The organism is Burkholderia sp. Ac-20349, from assembly GCF_017104865.1.
GTDB classification, from domain to species: domain Bacteria; phylum Pseudomonadota; class Gammaproteobacteria; order Burkholderiales; family Burkholderiaceae; genus Burkholderia; species Burkholderia aenigmatica.
In genome coordinates, this window is sequence record NZ_JAAGPM010000042.1 from 26,250 (window position 1) to 43,618 (window position 17,369).

Annotated in this window: 21 protein-coding genes; 5 read left to right on the forward strand and 16 right to left on the reverse strand. The window is 64.2% G+C overall.

Annotated elements, in window-relative coordinates:
- Nucleotides 1-3: 3 nt before the first annotated feature.
- The 6 genes from G3N61_RS15955 to G3N61_RS15980 form a co-directional block, all read right to left on the reverse strand.
- Complete coding sequence (locus tag G3N61_RS15955; RefSeq protein WP_205822995.1) at nt 4-738, reverse strand: class I SAM-dependent methyltransferase; 735 nt, start codon at nt 736-738, stop codon at nt 4-6.
- Between the two features lie 105 nt (nt 739-843).
- Nucleotides 844-1,140 (reverse strand): 4Fe-4S dicluster domain-containing protein, encoded by a 297-nt coding sequence (locus G3N61_RS15960; RefSeq protein ID WP_205823020.1) that lies wholly within the window; start codon nt 1,138-1,140, stop codon nt 844-846.
- A gap of 2 nt (nt 1,141-1,142) precedes the next feature.
- Complete coding sequence (locus tag G3N61_RS15965) at nt 1,143-1,451, reverse strand: hypothetical protein (protein WP_089450504.1); 309 nt, start codon at nt 1,449-1,451, stop codon at nt 1,143-1,145.
- Between the two features lie 12 nt (nt 1,452-1,463).
- On the reverse strand, nt 1,464-2,021 hold the full coding sequence (locus tag G3N61_RS15970; protein ID WP_205822996.1) for a sigma-70 family RNA polymerase sigma factor: 558 nt from the start codon (nt 2,019-2,021) through the stop codon (nt 1,464-1,466).
- 342 nt (nt 2,022-2,363) lie between these two features.
- Complete coding sequence (locus G3N61_RS15975; protein ID WP_205822997.1) at nt 2,364-2,618, reverse strand: hypothetical protein; 255 nt, start codon at nt 2,616-2,618, stop codon at nt 2,364-2,366.
- Nucleotides 2,619-2,651: 33 nt separating this feature from the next.
- Entirely contained in the window at nt 2,652-3,326 is a 675-nt protein-coding gene (locus tag G3N61_RS15980) for a GntR family transcriptional regulator (protein WP_043182890.1), read from the reverse strand.
- 58 nt (nt 3,327-3,384) lie between these two features.
- On the opposite strand from G3N61_RS15980, the gene G3N61_RS15985 reads away from it, so the two are divergent.
- Nucleotides 3,385-4,548: a pyridoxal phosphate-dependent aminotransferase gene (locus tag G3N61_RS15985; protein ID WP_205823021.1), complete on the forward strand. Its 1,164-nt coding sequence runs from the start codon at nt 3,385-3,387 to the stop codon at nt 4,546-4,548.
- 223 nt (nt 4,549-4,771) lie between these two features.
- Here G3N61_RS15985 and G3N61_RS15990 read toward each other — a convergent pair whose 3' ends face one another.
- The 3 genes from G3N61_RS15990 to G3N61_RS16000 form a co-directional block, all read right to left on the reverse strand.
- Entirely contained in the window at nt 4,772-5,650 is an 879-nt protein-coding gene (locus tag G3N61_RS15990; RefSeq protein WP_205822999.1) for a PhzF family phenazine biosynthesis protein, read from the reverse strand.
- Nucleotides 5,651-5,797: 147 nt separating this feature from the next.
- The gene (locus G3N61_RS15995; RefSeq protein ID WP_205823001.1) at nt 5,798-7,252 is read right to left on the reverse strand and encodes a hypothetical protein; all 1,455 of its coding nucleotides are present in this window, start codon (nt 7,250-7,252) and stop codon (nt 5,798-5,800) included.
- A 163-nt stretch (nt 7,253-7,415) separates the two neighbouring features.
- Nucleotides 7,416-7,889 (reverse strand): cupin domain-containing protein, encoded by a 474-nt coding sequence (locus G3N61_RS16000; protein ID WP_205823003.1) that lies wholly within the window; start codon nt 7,887-7,889, stop codon nt 7,416-7,418.
- Nucleotides 7,890-8,129: 240 nt separating this feature from the next.
- On the opposite strand from G3N61_RS16000, the gene G3N61_RS16005 reads away from it, so the two are divergent.
- Complete coding sequence (locus G3N61_RS16005; RefSeq protein WP_205823004.1) at nt 8,130-8,378, forward strand: hypothetical protein; 249 nt, start codon at nt 8,130-8,132, stop codon at nt 8,376-8,378.
- Nucleotides 8,379-8,579: 201 nt separating this feature from the next.
- Nucleotides 8,580-9,611 carry an HAF repeat-containing protein gene (locus G3N61_RS16010; protein ID WP_205823005.1) on the forward strand — a complete coding sequence of 344 codons (1,032 nt, stop codon included), beginning with the start codon at nt 8,580-8,582 and terminating at the stop codon, nt 9,609-9,611.
- Nucleotides 9,612-9,835: 224 nt separating this feature from the next.
- Here the strand turns inward: G3N61_RS16010 and G3N61_RS16015 are convergent, their stop codons facing one another.
- The 5 genes from G3N61_RS16015 to G3N61_RS16035 form a co-directional block, all read right to left on the reverse strand.
- The gene (locus tag G3N61_RS16015; RefSeq protein WP_043182881.1) at nt 9,836-10,729 is read right to left on the reverse strand and encodes a LysR family transcriptional regulator; all 894 of its coding nucleotides are present in this window, start codon (nt 10,727-10,729) and stop codon (nt 9,836-9,838) included.
- A gap of 96 nt (nt 10,730-10,825) precedes the next feature.
- Complete coding sequence (locus G3N61_RS16020; RefSeq protein ID WP_205823006.1) at nt 10,826-11,653, reverse strand: alpha/beta hydrolase; 828 nt, start codon at nt 11,651-11,653, stop codon at nt 10,826-10,828.
- Nucleotides 11,654-11,884: 231 nt separating this feature from the next.
- A complete protein-coding gene (locus G3N61_RS16025) occupies nt 11,885-12,268 on the reverse strand; it encodes a VOC family protein (protein ID WP_069745340.1) in 384 nt (127 codons plus the stop codon).
- 22 nt (nt 12,269-12,290) lie between these two features.
- The gene (locus G3N61_RS16030) at nt 12,291-13,253 is read right to left on the reverse strand and encodes a hydroxymethylglutaryl-CoA lyase (protein WP_205823007.1); all 963 of its coding nucleotides are present in this window, start codon (nt 13,251-13,253) and stop codon (nt 12,291-12,293) included.
- A gap of 24 nt (nt 13,254-13,277) precedes the next feature.
- On the reverse strand, nt 13,278-14,468 hold the full coding sequence (locus tag G3N61_RS16035) for a CoA transferase (RefSeq protein ID WP_205823008.1): 1,191 nt from the start codon (nt 14,466-14,468) through the stop codon (nt 13,278-13,280).
- A gap of 251 nt (nt 14,469-14,719) precedes the next feature.
- On the opposite strand from G3N61_RS16035, the gene G3N61_RS16040 reads away from it, so the two are divergent.
- The gene (locus tag G3N61_RS16040; protein WP_089450494.1) at nt 14,720-15,685 is read left to right on the forward strand and encodes a D-2-hydroxyacid dehydrogenase; all 966 of its coding nucleotides are present in this window, start codon (nt 14,720-14,722) and stop codon (nt 15,683-15,685) included.
- A 288-nt stretch (nt 15,686-15,973) separates the two neighbouring features.
- Here G3N61_RS16040 and G3N61_RS16045 read toward each other — a convergent pair whose 3' ends face one another.
- Nucleotides 15,974-16,186, reverse strand: a complete 213-nt coding sequence (locus G3N61_RS16045; protein WP_006497261.1) for a hypothetical protein — start codon at nt 16,184-16,186, stop codon at nt 15,974-15,976.
- A gap of 219 nt (nt 16,187-16,405) precedes the next feature.
- Here G3N61_RS16045 and G3N61_RS16050 point away from each other — a divergent pair, with 219 nt between their 5' ends.
- Nucleotides 16,406-16,699: a DUF4148 domain-containing protein gene (locus G3N61_RS16050; protein ID WP_089450493.1), complete on the forward strand. Its 294-nt coding sequence runs from the start codon at nt 16,406-16,408 to the stop codon at nt 16,697-16,699.
- 148 nt (nt 16,700-16,847) lie between these two features.
- Here the strand turns inward: G3N61_RS16050 and G3N61_RS16055 are convergent, their stop codons facing one another.
- Nucleotides 16,848-17,285, reverse strand: a complete 438-nt coding sequence (locus tag G3N61_RS16055) for a hypothetical protein (RefSeq protein ID WP_043182875.1) — start codon at nt 17,283-17,285, stop codon at nt 16,848-16,850.
- Between the last annotated feature and the right edge of the window lie 84 nt (nt 17,286-17,369).

The following is a 17,369-nucleotide window of genomic DNA, read 5'->3' on the forward strand; positions in this document are numbered from 1 at the left end:
ACGCTACGACGACATTCCCGCTCGAGAAACGACGACCGTAAATTCGATCCCCGATTCAAAATCCAGCGTCGTGGTCGAGAACCGCGGATCGTCGTCGAGGTAGTGCTTGTACGGTCGAACGGCGTCCTCGGCCGTGTACATGTTGTCGGCCAGTACGATCGATCCCGGGCGTAGCAGGTGCTCGATCTCCTTGAACACCTTCAGATAGACGTCGGCCCATACGTCGATGAATACCATGTCGAACGTACCGTCCAGTTCGGCGACGATCTCGAAGACGTCGCCCTCTCGCACATCGACATAAGCGTCCAGGCCCGCCGTTCCGACGTGATCGCGCAAACGCGTGCACTTGAGCGCGTCGCGTTCGGTCGCGACGACCACGCCGCTGCCCAACGTGCGCAGCGCCTCGGCAAAATACAGCGTGGACACGCCGCATGAACTGCCGAGTTCGAGGATTCTCGCCGGTCGTTGCGAGAGCACCAGGTTGCGTAGAAATTCGCCCGTTTCCGGCGACACGGCCAACGACAGCGGACTGCCTTCCGGGGACGCGAAGTCGTCGCTGGACAGCCCGAACGTTTCGAGAAACCGCCCCCGCAGACGCGGTGCGATCGCTTCGTAGTCTTCGGCTAACGACAGAAAATCCGCGTTCGATCCCTGGAACTGCGCGCGGGCGCGGGCGACGATTTCGGTCCTGCTCTCTTCGTGGAGCCGTCGCAGAAGAACGGTGGTGGGTGAAGCCATGTGCGTTCCTTGACGAAATTGATCACTTCGACGCTGTATCCAGCGACCGCCTGCCCCGTCAGGGTTGCTGCGCCGTCACTCGATAGCGGCGATACACGGACGTTGCTATGCCGTTCGGGCGAGCGTGATCGCGTGTTCGGGGCACGCCGTCACGCACAGTCCGCATGACCGGCACGCATGCGCGTTCGGCGTGTAGGCGACTTTCATTCCATGCACGCGCTGCTTCAGGCGATGCATCAGATCGAGGCCGACGTAATCGGCCTGGTCGATGCGCCGGACCTCGAACACGTTCTCGGGGCAAACCGCGACGCAATCCCCTTTGCCTTCGCAACGTTTCAGATCGACGACCGGCACGATCACGCCCGGTTTCTGTTTGCAGTCGCCCGTTGATTTTTCGCGCACGTTCACTCCCCGTCGGGCCGGTTGCTGCCGGATCGCCACGCGGTCCGGAAATGCTCGCGTTCTTCGGGCGTCATGGATTCCCACTTGCGCCAGTGGCGCCGACCGCGCCAGCCGCGGTGTCCACGGAAGCCGCCGAACAGGATGCGGCTCAACACGAGCAGGCCCAGCGCATGGGCGAAGTCGATCGTGCGGGCGCCGATGAATAGCGCCGGCATTACCCAGTTCCACAACATCATGACGACCCATCCGAGCACCGCGATGGCGATCACCACGAGCAGCGCCTTGCCGGCACATCTGATTCGGAAATTCATCTGTCGACTCCTCTAGGTATTGTCCAGTTCGTCATAAACAGGCTGCAGCCGGGCACGCAGATGCAAGACCGCATAGCGTTTGCGAGCGAGCAGCGTATTGAGCGCGACACCGCTTTGCGCGGCCATCTCCTTGAAGGAGCGGCCCTCCAGTTCGTGCGCGATGAATACCTCGCGCTGATTCGCCGGCAACTCGTCGAGCGCATCCTGCAGGGCCTTGAGCAAGAGCGTGCGCGCGTAGAGCGCCTCGGGGCCGGCATCGTGCGCAGGTAGCGCGAGGTCCAGGCGATACTCGTCGTTCGCGTCATCCTCGGCGTCGAACCGATCCGCCAGCGGCTGCTCCTTCTTCTTGCGAAAGCGGTCGACGATACGGTTGCGCGCGGCACGGAAAAGCCACGCGCTCGCCTGTTCGATTGGCGCCGGTAGCCGGTAAGCCTGAACGAACTCGTGAAACACATCCTGCAGAACGTCCTCGGCATCGTCCGGGTCGCGTATCCGACGCCGGATAAAGCTCACGAGCCTCGTTCGTTCACGCATCACGATCGCGGTGATGTCGCGGTCTGGGTCGGTCATCGTGCGTGAAGTGAGTGGCGGTCCATGTGCCTGAAGACGTTTCAGCCGCGCGAATATTGTGTCGAGTGTGAAAATTTACTGCGCGAGCGCGCAGGCTTTACGGGGGGATAGCGTGTACGGCGCCAAGCCCGGGGAACACGCGTGTTCCCCGGCCCGGAGGTCATCGCTGACGCAACTTGGCACCGTGTAAAGAGAGTGAAAGAAACGGGCCGGCGACGACGGTCAAAAGGTCACGACCAACCGTGCATGGCCTCCGACTGCCGCCGGCCCGAGGCGGCGGCAACCGACCGCGGCTGAGTGACAACGCTCAGCGAACGTCTCGTGCGAGAAAGACTTCGCGTGTCACGCAGCCTCGATCCAGATCGGCTCTGCAGGATGATGCTCTTGAATGACGGCAACTGCTTGCACCATTTCCTGGACGTCTCCTGCGCGAGCATGGCCTGTGAAGTTCGTGACGAGCATTCCCGTAGAGCGAAGCGCGGCCATCTCTTCTTCAGTCAGTACGCCAGCATCCACCCACAGGCGGTGAGCCTTGTTGTCGCGCCATAGACTTTCGAATGCGGTGACGCCGATCCTGGAGCAGGCAAAGAACACCATGTGCATCTCCGTCGTTGTGCAACTGGCCAAGTATCAGGCATCCGGCTCCGCCGGGATCGCTTTTTGTCGTAGCGCGTCAGTCAGTGCCTGACCGGCGTCGGCGATGTGTGTGGCCAGGCGCTCGCAGGCTTCGTCGACCCGGCCGGCGCGTGCCGCATCGAATATCTCGACATGCTCGTTGTCGGAGCGCGCACGCCAGTCGAGCCATTTCCACGCGGCAAACAGATGGCGCGCGCTGGCCTGATGCAGATCCGCGATCACGGAGACGACCCGCGGCATGCCACACGGCATGGTGATCGCCTGATGAAAGCCTCGATTGATGCGTTCGAGCGCGGCGATGTCTCCCGATGGTGCGTCGGCCTCGAGAAAGGACGCAGCGCGTGCCAGGTCATCTTCGGTGTAGCGGGGAATCGCGTACCGGAGCGCGAGCGGTTCGAGCGCAGCCCGCATGCGGGAGACCTCAATGACCGCCTCCACATCGAGCGGCGCCACGCGCACCCCACGCCGAGGCTCCGCGATGACCAGCCCTTGTGCCTCGAGCCGGCGAAACGCTTCGCGGACCGGCACATGGCTCGTACTGAACGCGTCGGCCCACTCGTCCTGCTTGAGCCGCTCGTCCGGCGCAAGTTCACCCGAAACGATCCGGGCGGCAATCGACTGCGCGATATGCGCCGCGACCGAGCGATCGTCCTTGACATCGCCATTCATCTCAACCACCATCAGAATAGATTATCTATTATCTATAGTAACAGATCGGGAGACAGACATGCGCCACCGCCGCCCCGCCCGACTGCAGGAGATCGCCGGTATCGGCGTCGACCGCATGGGATCTATCGCGGACCACTCTGGCCGCGACGTGCTCCGACTGGAGAATCTCGATACGGATATCCCGCCGCACGCCGATGCGCTCGCGCGAACGCGTGCGGCGGCGAGCGAGGATGCCGCGAATTCGTATCTGCCATTCGTCGGCCAGGACCGGCTGCGCGCCAGCGTTGCAGCGCACGTCACCGTGCAGACGGGGGTGAACTACCGGGCCGACAACGTCATCGTGTCGGCGGGCGGCCTGTCCGGCATCCTGAACGTCCTGCTGGCGGTGCTGGAAGTCGGCGACGAGGTCATTCTGACCGACCCGACCTATGCGGGGCTGCTCAACCGCGTGCGGCTGGCCGGCGGCTCACCCGTGCAGATCCCGTTCAGCTTTCACCCGGGCGCGGAATGGAAACTCGATCGCGCGGCGATGTCCGCCGCGTGTGGCCCGAAGACGCGCGCCATGCTGCTGATGTCCCCGTCGATGCCTTCCGGCGCGGTGCTTGACGAGGAGGACTGGGCCTTCGTCGCCGGTCTGTGTGTGCAGCACGACCTGTTGCTGATCGTCGACAGCGCGATGGAGCGGTTGTTGTTCGACGGGCGCAAGGTCGTTCATCCGGCTCGGCTGCCCGGCATGGCCGAGCGCACGATCACGGTGGGCTCGGCGTCGAAGGAGTTGCGGATGATCGGCTGGCGGGTGGGCTGGATCGTGGCGCCGGATGCGCTCATCCCCGATCTGGTTGCGGTGTCGCTCGCGAACGTGGTCGTGCCGGTCGGCATCGCGCAGGAGGCCGCCGCCCTCGCGCTCGAGCGCTCGACGATCGACCTGCCCGATTACGTCGCGGAACTGCAGCGTCGACGCGACGCGATTGCCGCCGAGCTGCACGGCCTGCCGTTCGGCATGCCTGCGGGCGGCTGGTCGATGCTGCTGCGCGTGTCGGATTTCGGTCTTACGGGTGAACAGATGTCGGAGCGGCTGCTCGAACTGGACGTATGCGCGACGGCGATGACGGGCTGGGGTCGGCAACACGGAGGCGCCTATATCCGTTTCGTCTTCGCGAACGAGCCGGTGAACCGGTATGCGGGATTCGGCAGGAAAGTCACCGAGGCACTCGGGATGTGAGGAGGCCTGATTGAATTCCTCTGCCCGAGATTCTGCGGCCCGAGAACGGAACGTCATCAAAAAGCTCGGGAAGTGAATTCATGGCGAGTTCGCCCGCAAGGGATGCTATCCGGATGAGCTTCGATATCAAAAGGCGGTCGATGTAGCTGACGCAATCGGCAACGTGATTAACCGCCCTATTGAAGCCATTCGGACATTCGGGAAGCGGACGTTCGAAGCAACCTCAGATCTCGACAGTGATCGATCGCGTGACCACCCCGGTGCCTCCGGCCATCAATCGCGAGATCCTGCCGCCTTCGACATCGAGCATGACTTTGATGACGCTCGGCGAAGGTTGTGGCATCAAGTGCCCTTGTTCAATGATGATTTCCGTGTCGCCCGCCCCCATCCGCTCGTATAGCAGGCACGCCAGCGGCCCGGCTGCCGTTCCGGTCGCCGACTCTTCGGCAATGCCGAAACGCGGCGCGAACATGCGGGTGCCTGCATGGCGCCCGGGTATTTTCGTCGTCGTCGAGAAGACGTAGTAACCGATCAAATCCAGATCGTCGCTGATCGATTCAATCGCTCGCTGGTCCGGACGAATCGCAGCCACGGACGGCTCGTCGGGCAACGCAATCATCAGGAAGCTGTTGCCGGTGTTGACGACGGTCGGGCTTTCGACGCTATAAATTTGAGCCGTCGATACGCCCAGCGATTGAGCGATTCTTGCGGAGAACGGGGAGTCCGCTTCGATCGAGCGATAAATCGGGGAACGCTGCTCCATCAGAACGGTATTGCCATCGATCACGATGTCTCTGCATCCGTCGATCGTCTCTTTCGACGACTGTCCGTCATCCACCCTGCCGATTGCGCTCAACAGAGAAAACGTGGCGATGGTGGCATGGCCGCAATGAGCGATCTGCCGCGTCGGCGTGAAAAATTCCACCTTGACCGTCGCAATATCCGATTTCGACACGAATGCGGTTTCCGACAATGCGGCCTGCCGGGCAACATACAACTTCTGGTTTGCCGAAAGCGCATCCGCATCAATCACCACGCCGGCAGGATTGCCTCCGGCATGTCCGTCTGTCAACGCATTGACGATTTGAACTTCAACTCGCACAAGTCCTCCCAATGGACGAAACGCAAACCAGGCGCGATAAACACCTGCGCTCGTATCGACTCTCGACGATCTCGAGGCCGGCGCCGACTGACTGCGACCGGTCGACGCTGCGCATTCAGCAAGATCTGCGAGCCGGTCCTTTCCTGCCTAATTGTTGCTCGTGGTGGTTGACCCTTGCAGCTGGATATCGTCCCCGCACCACGTCGCCCGCATCCGCTTGCCGTTGCCGAGATCGACCACGGTGTCCTCGAGTGTCGTATCGTCAGCAGTCTTGAAAAGATACCGGTAGTGAGTGTTTTCATAGCCGATCGAGAAGCCGGCCGGCAATTTCTGTGGCGCGATGGGCCGGAGCGGACCAAACCGGTGCGCCGGCGTCGGCGCGGCGAGCTTCGCGAGCGCGCCGCACAACGGCCCATCGTCCCTCGACAATGCACTCCGCAGGTTGATGAACCCGAGGTCGTCGGCCAGGTAGCCTGCTACCGGGCCACTCAAATGACCGGCGATTTGCACGCTACTTTTCATGACGCCTGCGCCGTAGCTTTGATGCAACGGGTCAAGATCGAAGATCTGCTTTCCACCGATACCGAGATACGACGAGCCCGATATCAGAAAATAAACGAAGTCGGGCACATTGGCGATGCGCTTGATATCGTCGAACTCGTGGAAATACAGCACATCCAGGCCACTGCGGGCTACCCGGAACTCGTCCGGCTGGACATTGTGGACGCATTTCAAATCGGGTGCGCCGGGCACCGGGCACACCGGAACCAGCATCTGGAACGTGGCCGCCCGCACGCCGTCAAGCGGCTTCCGGCCCAGGTAGACACGCTCGCCGTCGCTGATGATGGCGGGTTGGAGTGAGGCCGGCGGGCTCAGCAGCTTCAGCGGCGCCTTGATTTCAGGCCGATAAACGGGGCCCTCGAGGGCGTCGACTGAAAATACGCGTCCAGCATTGACTGCGAAGGTATTACCGATCACTTCGACCGGACCAGGCACCATCTTCGGGGCCATTCGCTCTTCCAGATACACGTGGTTGCGGTCGTACGCCCACCCATCGTCGGCTTTTGCGCCCTTGGGCACAAAGGTCTTGAAGGTCGCGGGATCGGCGCCCGGAATCACGTCGGCGCCGTCGAATACCAGCTGGCCGTCGGTAGCGTGGAGTCGATCCAGAATGCGCAGCGCCGAACCTCGTTGCGTGAGCAGATAATAATGTCGTGCCACGTCGTCTTCATGACGACGCATATGCGACGGTAAAAGACAGGCCAGATCGGGTACCGGCCCGCCGTGCGAACACGCATCATGTAATTCGTGCAATTCCGAGATGAAATACCCCCGGCCATTGATCACGCCATACTGGTCGCTCAGCATCTTGACCGGCGGATGCTGGCACGGCCCCTCGCGCTCGGCGGCCAGCGCGCCCATGCTTTTGCCAGCACGCGCCTGCGGATACCAGTATTCCCGACAGATAGTGTCCGTGTATGCCCGTGCCGAACCAGCGAGGCTGAACATGAGCAATCCAAGTATCAGCGCGATTACGTCGCGGATTCGGTCGCTCGATCGCGGGCTCACGCGAACCCCGGCTTGCAAGGTATTTTCGTTCATAAGAGTGGGTTCGGTTTAGCTCGACTCCCTATCGTCGACGTCCGATTGTCAGCGATCCGCGCCGGTATGTCGAACGACCCGTCGTGGCCGATTGCTGCCCGATGCCGAAGGTCGTGGGTGACCCGATATAGACGCTCGGCCTTGTCCAAACCAGACATGGGAATCAATACGGCTCACCGTTTTTGTGTTCGAAAACCCATTGGCCAGTTGAATTCATCACTGCGACGAGGTCGTCGGTTGCATAGCTGACTGCGTCGCCCGCGACTCTACTGCCGACTTCGATGATCGTGGCATCGCCTGTCGAGTTGTTTTGTATATGGTGCGGCGTGCCGTTCGCGCGAAAGCCTGCGCACATTCCCGGCCGCATCAGATAATGATCGTCACCGAGGTAGAGCGTGACCTCGCCGCTGAGCACATACACCCACTCGTCCTGCTTCGAGTGTTGATGGTGGAGAGCGGATACTGCACCGGGACGCAATATCGTCAAGTTCACGCCAAATTGACTCAAGCCGAACGGATCGCCAAGCGGTTTCTTCTCCCGCCCCGTCATGCGAGACGCAAACGGCTCCGGGTAGTTTGAAGGTTTTGTGCGCGGCGCGGCATCGGCGGCAACCATGCAAGCTTCGAGTCGGTCCATTCGCAATCCTCGTTCAGTCGACATTGACAGGCGGAATCGTGCGAATTCACAAACGGAACGTCAATCTTGATTCGAATAATCAACCTGTCTTCGATTGACCGTGTGCCGAAATCGCTTTGATAACCTTTGAATTCTCAACGTAAGCGCCTCGCCAAGGCCGTCTCCCGTTCCGCACGTTCGGCATGCATGATCCCGGACTAACCTGGGCATCGCATGAGATCGCGTCCACGATCGCCAATCATGGAGACGATCGCGATTTGTCCGCAGGTGTCCGAGCTTGGCCGAGTTTCAGCATTGAAACACATCGCGTTTTCGCCGGAAGCCAATATCGACGAGCGCAAAGAGGCTCTTCGTCTACGCTCCACGGTTTGGCGAGGTCCGCGCCGTGTCGTGCATGAAACATATTTCGATTTTCTCAACCAAGCCATCACCAATCGCCGGCTTTTTTTCAATGAAATCAATGCCAAAACACGTCGGGCACGCCTATAGCTTGGATACGCAGGTGCCGAGGGGGGGCGAGGGTGAGTGCGTTTGCAGACAAAGCCCGCATACCTCCAGTCAATTGGACTTGATCGGTGCGCGCGTCATGAGCACGACGTATCCGAACAGTCTGTCGGTAGCCTTCGCGGCAGCTTTGGCCCTGGCTGCGACAGATCGCGAGGTGGGCCATGTCCCAGGAAGGGGATCAAGATGGAATCCGCACGCAAAGTAAAGAGCGGTGGGCGCTACTACGTTCACCGCGTCCTGATGGCTTTCGCCCTTTTGGCTGTCGCGGCCTTCCAGCCTGCCTCCGCCCAAAGTGTCACCATGCAGGACCTGGGCACGCTCGGTGGCGACTCCAGCCAAGCTGCCGGGATCAACAATCGCGGCCAAGTGGTGGGCCAAGCGGACATCGCGAGCGGGGGCACGCATGCCTTCTTGTTTGAAGGTGGGGTGATGACCGACCTCGGCACGCTCTCCGGTAGCGGATCTAGCCAAGCCTACGCGATTAACGAGCGAGGCCAAGTGGTCGGAAGTTCGACGATCAGGAGCGTCGGGCCTACGGACGCTTTTCTGTTTGAAAAAGGGGTGATGACCGGCCTGAACATCGGTATTGACAGCCGCGTCGACGCTACCGGCATCAACAATCGCGGCCAGGTGGTCGGCAACTCCGGCCCCAGACACGGTCGTCCACATTCAGCGACTTTTCTGTATGAAGACGGGGGGCTGACCTGGCTCCCCGGTGCCGCTTTTAGCGTAGCGACCGGGATCAACAACCGCGGCCAAATCGTGGGTTGGGCGATTGTCACAACCGGGCCCGCACATGCTTTCCTGTTTGAAAGCGGGGTGATGTCAGACCTCGGCACGCTCCCCGGTGGCACTTATAGCGCAGCTTTCGGGATCAACGACCGCGGCGAGGTGGTCGGCCAGGCGAGCACCGCGAACGGGCCCATGCACGCCTTTCTGCTTCGCAAAGGGGTAATGTCCGATCTCGGTATGCTCCCCGGTGGCACTTATAGCGCAGCTTTCGGAATTAACAACCGCGGTGCCGTGGTCGGCGAGGCGAGCACCGCAAGCGGAGCCGTGCATGCTTTTCTGTTTCAAGACGGGGTGATGTCCGATCTCGGTACGCTCCCGGGTGGTACCTTCAGCCGAGCTTTGGGGATTAACGATCATGGACAAGTGGTTGGCGTCGCGAATACTGCGAGCGGAGCCATGCACGCTGTTCTCTGGACGCCATAGACGGAAACAGGCTTGCCGGGATGTGCGTGAACACCATCGTGTTGAGCAAGCTCGGTAAGCACCTCACGACGGCCGTCCACAACACGACGCCCGCGTGAGGCATGATCGGGCATCGGACTACCTGGTTGTCACTGAGTGGCAATCAGTCAGTTGACGCCGGCGGGCCAACCTGCCGAGGCAGCTTTCTGGCCACGTTCCAGGGCTTTTGACGCTTGCCGACCGCTTCACCGTGCCGACATGAAATCGAACAGCTTCGCGATATCGGTCGTCAGCACACTGCCCGCCTTCACGCCAACCCACAGCGTTCGTGTGGCCCACGCATCGTCGAGCTTCACGACCCCGAGCCGCGCCGCGCGCTCGCCGGTCACCGCATCGCGCGGCAGGATGCCGATGCCGAGCCCCGCTTCGATCATCCGGCTCACGCCGTCGAAATTCGATACCTGGATCCGCAGCTTCAGCGAGCGCTCGACCGCGAACGCGGCGTCGGTCATGCGCGCGAGCAGCGAACTGCCGTCGCTGAGCCCGACATAGTCCTCGTCGAGCGTATCCGCGAAGCGGATGCTGTCGCGCGCGGCGAACCGGTGCGTGCGCGGCACGAGCAGCACGAGCTCGTCGCGCCGGTACAGCCGCCGTTCGATGCCGGGGGCCGGCACGTTGTCGGCGAACACGCCTAGATCGGCCTTGCCGGACGCGAGCGCGTCGACGATCTCGTGGCTCAGCCGCTCCTCGAGGCTGACCTTGATGCCCGGATTGTCGGTGAGGAACGCGGCGAGATCAGCGGGCAGGAACTGGACGATCGCGGACGTGTTGGTCCACACGTGGATGTGGCCGCGCACGCCGGCGACGTAGTCGCTCATCTCGTGCGCCATCCGGTTGACCTGCTCGATCACCTTCGCCGCATGGTCGAGCAGCGCACGGCCCGCGGGCGTCAGCTCGACGCCGCGCGCATGCCGGACGAACAGCGCACTGCCCGTCACGCTTTCGAGCTCGGCGATGCGCTTGCTGACCGCGGACAGCGTGAGCTGGCCGTGTTCGGCCGCTTTCGTCAGGCTGCCGTGCTCGGCAACGAGCGCGAACACGCGCAGCGACTGCAGATCGAAATGAAGCGGGTTCACCATGTCGTGGGTCCTGGGAAGGCCATGCCGGCGCATGCCGTCAGCGCCGCGGCCTAGCGCCGATCATACGCCCGGCCGTGTGAGTGCGAAATGGCACGCCTAACGCGGCGCGAACGACCGCAATGCGGCAAGCATCGCGCCGTCCGGCTTCGCGAGATCGTCGAGCACGTCGAAGTGCTGCATGCCGGGCAGCCCGACGTGGACGCTCCGCTCGCCCGCCGCTTCGCAGGCCGTCGCGTAGTCGCGTGCCTGCCGGACGAGTTCGGGCAGCTCGGCGTCGCCGACCGCAACGACCGTCGGCGCGCCGGACCCGATATGGCGCAACGGGCTGTACGCGTCGACCTCGTGCGCGGTGATCTGCAGCTTGTCGTTCAGGCAACACAGCGAGATCGGTTCGAGATCGACGAGCGGGCTGATCGCAAGCGCCGACACGACGGCCGGATGCGCGCGGTGCACGGCCGTCAGGTGGCCGCCCGCCGAATGGCCGCTCAGGTGGATCGGCCGTTTCGCGGTGCCGAGGCCGTCGGGGTCGTTCGCGAGGTAATCGAGCAGCGCACCGATCTCGCCGACGATGTCGGTCATCGTCGCGACCGGCGCAAGCGTGTATTCGGCGAGTATCACGTCGAAACCGCGCGCGAGCGGCCCGCTCGCCGCATACGCGAAATCCTCTTTCGCACAGTGCTGCCAGTAACCGCCGTGAATGAACACGAACAGCGGCGCATCGGGCTGACCGCACGACAGCCAGTCGAACCGCTGCGCGGGTCGTGCGCCGTAACGCAGGTCGCGCCGGCCGGATGCCGCTGCGTAAAGCGCCGCGCTACGCGCCTGCATCGACGCCAGCAACGCCGGGAAATCGGGCACCACCTTCGTGTTCAGATAGGCGGCGTCGAGCGCCGCGCGGTCCATGCCGCGATAGAGAATCGTCATCGGGAATCGCCTGGTCGGGTTGCGGAAAGCGCGGACGCAAGCGTCGCGTCCGGTGCGAGGGCGGCCTCTCGGTCGCCGATGCACGCATTATCCGCAGCGTGCCACGGGCCGGCTATCCGGAATCGGCGAGCGCGGAAACCGGCTGTCCGTTTTCGGCGGGAGATCGGCGCGGCATGCGGCCGCACCGACGCGCTCCTGCGGCACGCGATACGGCCGGCGCTGCGCCGACGGTCAGATCAACTCGGAGATCTCGATCAGGTTCAGGTCGGGATCGCGCACGTAGACCGACCGGATCTTCTGCGTTGCGCCTGTGCGTTCGACGGGCCCTTCGACGATCGGCCATTCGACGCGCTTCAGATGCGCGATCACGTCGTCGAGCGGTACCGCCGCGATGAAGCACAGGTCGAGCGCGCCGGGCACCGGCACATGCGCTTTCGGTTCGAATTCCGCGCCGCGCACGTGCAGGTTGATCTTCTGGTTGCCGAAGCGGAACGCGAGCCGGCCGGCGCCGAAGGTTTCGAGCTGCATCTGCAGCACCTCGGTGTAGAAATGCCTGGTCCTGTCGGGATCGACGCAGGTCAGTACGAGATGGTCGAGGTGGTCAATCAGCGCCATGAAATTCGCTCCGGTTCGTTGTTCATGAGAAAGCACGTTGCGCGGGCATGTCGCCGGCGTCCGCGCGCGGCGGCGGATGAAGGTCCGAGCGGCGCCCGGCCTTCAGGATCTGGCTCGGCACGTCATGACCGATCAGCGCCGGCAGCCGTGCCGACGCGGCCAGCACGGCCGCGAGATCCACGCCCGTATCGTAGCCGTCGAGTTCGAGCATGTGCACGAGTTCTTCGGTGCACGCGTTGCCGGTCGCGCCCGGCGCATACGGGCAGCCGCCGAGACCACCGAGCGATGCGTCGAAGCGGTCGATCCCGGCATCGAGTGCTGCAAGCGTGTTCGCGAGCGCCATTCCCCGCGTGTTGTGGAAGTGCAGCGTGAGCTGTAGCGCACCGAAGCGTTCGCGGGCGCGTGCCGACAGGTCGCGTACCTGCGACGGAAACGCCATGCCCGTCGTATCGCACAGCGTGAAGCCGTGCACGCCGAGATCCGCGAAGCGCTGCATCCACGCGAGCACGCCTTCGACCGGCACGTCGCCTTCCATCGGGCAGCCCATCGCGGTCGACAGCGACACGTTGATCGCGACCCCCGTGCCGCGTACCGCGTCGATCACGTCGCGCAACTGCGCGAACGATTGCTCGCGCGTCATCCGCAGGTTCGCGCGGTTGTGGCTTTCGCTCATCGACATCACGAGGTTCACTTCGTCGACGCCGCACGACAGCGCACGCTCGGCGCCGCGCACGTTCGGCACGAGCACCGTATAGACCACACCCGGTACGCGCGCGATGCCGTGCATCACGGCCTCCGCGTCGCGCAACGCGGGGATCGCTTTCGGCGACGTGAACGACGTGACCTCGATCTTCGCGTAGCCGCACGCGCTGAGCGCATCGACGAGCGCGATCTTGTCGTCGGTGTCGACGAACGCCGCTTCGTTCTGGAAACCGTCGCGTGTCGCGACTTCGTGAAGGTAGAGCCGTTTGCGTTGCCCGTTCATGTTGTCTGCTCCTGTTTCCGCGTCTCAGATCACGCCGCGCGTGCGCCAGTCGTCGCGCGTCGCCGCATCGATGCCGAGCGAGTCGAGTACCGCGTCGGTATCCGCGCCGAGCGCGGGCGCCGCGTGTTCGATGCGCCCGGGTGTCGCGCCGAGCTTCGGCACGATGCCGGGCACGAGCACGGGCGTGCCGTCGGGCAGCGCGGCATCGACGAGCATGTCGCGCGCACGGTAATGCGGATCGGCCGCGATGTCGGCCACGTCGTAGATGCGCCCGGACGGGATGCGCGCTTCGTTCAGCGCGGCCAGCACGGCGTCGAGATCGTGCTGCGCGCTCCACGCGCCGATCGCCGCGTCGATCCGTTCGACCTGCGCGACCCGCCCGTCGTTGTGCGCGAGCGCGGGATCGTTGCCGAGATCGGGCCGGCCGATCAGCTCCATCAGGCGCCGGAAGATGCTGTCGCCGTTGCCGGCGATCAGCGCGTACTTGCCGTCGCGGCAGCGGTACGCATTGGTCGGCGCGATACCGGGCAGGCTGCTGCCGGCCGCCTCGCGCACGGCGCCGAACGCCGAGTATTCGGGCAGCAGGCTTTCCATCAGGTTGAACACCGATTCGTACAGCGCGACGTCGACGACCTGCCCCTTGCCGCCCTGCTGCTCGCGATGCCGCAGTGCGAGCAGCACGCCGATCACGCCGTGCAGCGCCGACAGCGAATCGCCGAGCGAGATGCCGACGCGCACCGGTGTGCGGCCGGGCTCGCCGGTCAGGTGTCGCAGGCCGCCCATCGCCTCGGCGATCACGCCGAAGCCGGGACGGTCGCGGTACGGGCCCGTCTGACCGAAGCCCGACACGCGCAGCATCACGAGCCCCGGATTGATCGCGGACAGCGCATCCCAGCCGAGCCCCCAGCCTTCGAGCGTGCCGGGCCGGAAGTTTTCGATCAGCACGTCGGTCTCGGCGACGAGGCGGCGCACGACGTCCTGCCCTTCGGGCGTACGCAGGTCGAGCGTGAGCGAGGTCTTGTTGCGCGACTGCGCGGCCCACCACACCGATGTGCCGTCGTGCAGCAGCCGCCATTTGCGCAGCGGATCGCCGAGCCCGGGCGGCTCGACCTTGAGCACGTCCGCGCCGAATTCGGCGAGCATCCGGCCCGCGAACGGCCCGGCGATCAGTTGGCCGAGTTCCAGCACGCGGATGCCGTCCAGGGGGCGTGTCATGGCTGTCTCCGATGAAATCGTGGTGTCGATGACGGCGATCATGACGGCGTTCGCGCCCGGCGAACATCGATCGATGCTCAACCAGCCTTTCCGAAACGGAAAGGCGTGTGCCTCGCACGTTCCCATCTGCGGTGCGTCAGCCTTTCCATCCGGGAAAGCGCACTCGCGCAACGGTCAAACGACGGCATGCGCGCCGCCGGCAGAATCGAACCCGTTCCGCGCCCGCCGGGCGCCTGTCAGCGAGCCCCGCCATGTTTTCTGTTTCCTCTCCCGCGAAGATCGTGTTTCTCGACCGCGCGACGCTGTCGCCGCACACCGTACTGAAGCCGTTTCCGTTTCCGCACGTGTTGCGCACGTTCGACCGGACGGCCGCGCACGAGATTGCCGCGCGCATCGGCGACGCGGACATCGTCGTGACCAACAAGGTACGGCTCGATGCCGCCACGCTCGCCGATGCGCGGCGCGTGCGGATGATCGCGATCGCCGCGACGGGCACCGACATCGTCGATCTCGACGCGTGCGCGGCGCGCGGCATCGTCGTGAGCAACATTCGCGGGTATGCGGCCCGCACGGTGCCCGAGCACACGTTCGCGCTGATCTTCGCGCTGCGCCGCAGCCTCGTCGCGTACCGCGACGCGGTGCGCGCGGGGCGCTGGCTCGACAGCGGGCAGTTCTGCTTTTTCGATCATCCGATTCGCGACCTGGCCGGTTCGACGCTCGGGATCGTCGGCGATGGTGTGCTCGGGCGCGCGGTGGCCGGCATCGCCCGCGCGCTTGGCATGCGCGTGCGGTTCGCGGCGCACGGCGAGGCGTCGGGGGACGACTACGCACCGCTCGACACACTGCTGCGCGACAGCGACGTGATCACGCTGCACTGCCCGCTCACGCCTGCGACGCGGCACCTGATCGACGCGGCCGCGTTCGCGCGGATGGTGCGCCGGCCGCTGCTGATCAATACCGCGCGCGGCGGGCTCGTGGACGAAAGCGCGCTCGTCGGCGCCTTGCAGTCGGGGCAGATCGCGGGCGCGGGGTTCGACGTGGTCACGCAGGAGCCGCTGCCGGCCGCGCATCCGTTCCACGCGATCCTGTCGCATCCGGCGTTCATCCTGACGCCGCACGTTGCGTGGGCAAGCGACGAAGCGATGCAGACGCTCGCCGATCAGCTCGTGGATAACGTCGCCGCGTTCGCGGGCGGCACGCCGCGGCATGTGGTATGACGGGCGATGAGCACGGCGTGGCGGGAGGTCATTTGAACCGCGCAAACAGAACGGCCCCGCTCGATTGCTCGAAGCGGGGCCGGCTGAATTCGGGGGGCTGCTTACGTCAGCGACTCGGCACGTGGCGGGCTCGTGCATCCGCCCGGTCTTGCGGCCGGTTGCGAATTCCTGATGGGCGCTACTTCAAGGAATCCGGGCCGCCGGCGCTGTAGCGCGCGTCTGAAACTGAATCGGGCGAATCCTGGAAACGCCCGTTTCGACAGCAGCACACCGTTATCGGCGCGAATGTCAGTAAGCGGACATCTCGACGCAAGGATCGACCTTGGACGGCGAGCAGATGACCGAATACTTGGCGCTCTCGCGCATCAGTGCTTCGCCTTCGTGCAGCGCGATCTTGATCTCGGGGTGACGCTCGTACGCGAGGAATGCCGAGCACACGACGGCAGACATCACGACGAGGGAAAACACAAATTTTTCAAGGGTTTGGAAACGTTCAGGCATGGTTCGACCTATCTCTTAGGCCGTGATTATATCTCGAAATAAGGGTTTTCCCTATAAGGCAGCCCGCATACCGAGGATGCGTTCAATCGCGCGCGGACCCGGTGCTCGCGCCCTTTTTCTCCGTTAATCCGCGCTTAAGCACCGGTCGAACAAGATGGGTTGACCGGTTGCGGTGTCCGCGCCGTGCCGGCCACCCTGTCCTGTTCGGAGATCCTGAAGATGAAACCTGCCCTTTCCCTGCTCGTCCTCGCAGCTGCGATCGCGTCGCCCGCCGTGTCGTTTGCGCAGACGGCCAATGGCCCTGTCACGCGCGCCGACGTCGTCGCGCAGTTGCGCCAGGTTGAACAAGCCGGCTACAAGCCGCTGAAAGGCCAGTACCCGGAAGATATCCAGGCGGCCGAAGCACGCATCGCGCAGTCGTCGGGGATCGGCGCGGAAGCCGGTGGGTCGGCCGCGTCCGGCCGTCCGGCGCTGCCGGCAACCGTATCCGGCCAGCCGAGTCGCGGGCGCTGACCCGCCCCCGCCCCGATGCAGGCCGCGACGTGCGCGCGGCAACCGGTCGCTGGCGTGCCGTCGGTCGAGCAGAAGGAACCGTGCGGCCTTCACGCGCGACAGACCGCGCATCACGGGACGGAAGCGACCCGCCCGCCACCTGCTTGCGTCACTGCGGCGCAGACGCGCCGCTCGCCGCATTGCCGGGCCACGCCTTGCCGATCTCGTCGACCAGCGATTTTGCGGTGCCCGTCACGATCGCCGCGTCGACGCCGGACGTCTGCCACGAGCCGTCGGCGGCCTTCACGAAGGTCAGGTTCGCGCGCGACGGCTTGTAGTCGGCATTGCGCCACGTGACCACGACGTCGCACGAGTAGGTGCGATCGCCGAGCTTCTTGCAATCGCCGTCGGGTTTCGCCGACACGACATCGGCCGAGACGGGCAGCGGCTGGCCGAACAGCGCGTTCAGGCCGCCGTGGTTTTCCGCCTCGAGTGCGCGGCGCACGGCGGCATCGACGTCGCTCGATCCGGGGCCGTCGTGGAGCAGGTTGCAGGCGGCCAGCAGCGTCGATGCCCCGGCGAGTGTCAGCAGCGTGTGGAACTTCATGGATATCCGTTATCGGGTGAACGCCGCGTAGTCTGCAACGTCCGCGTGTCGGGCGCGGTATCCATTTGTAACCAATTGCACGGA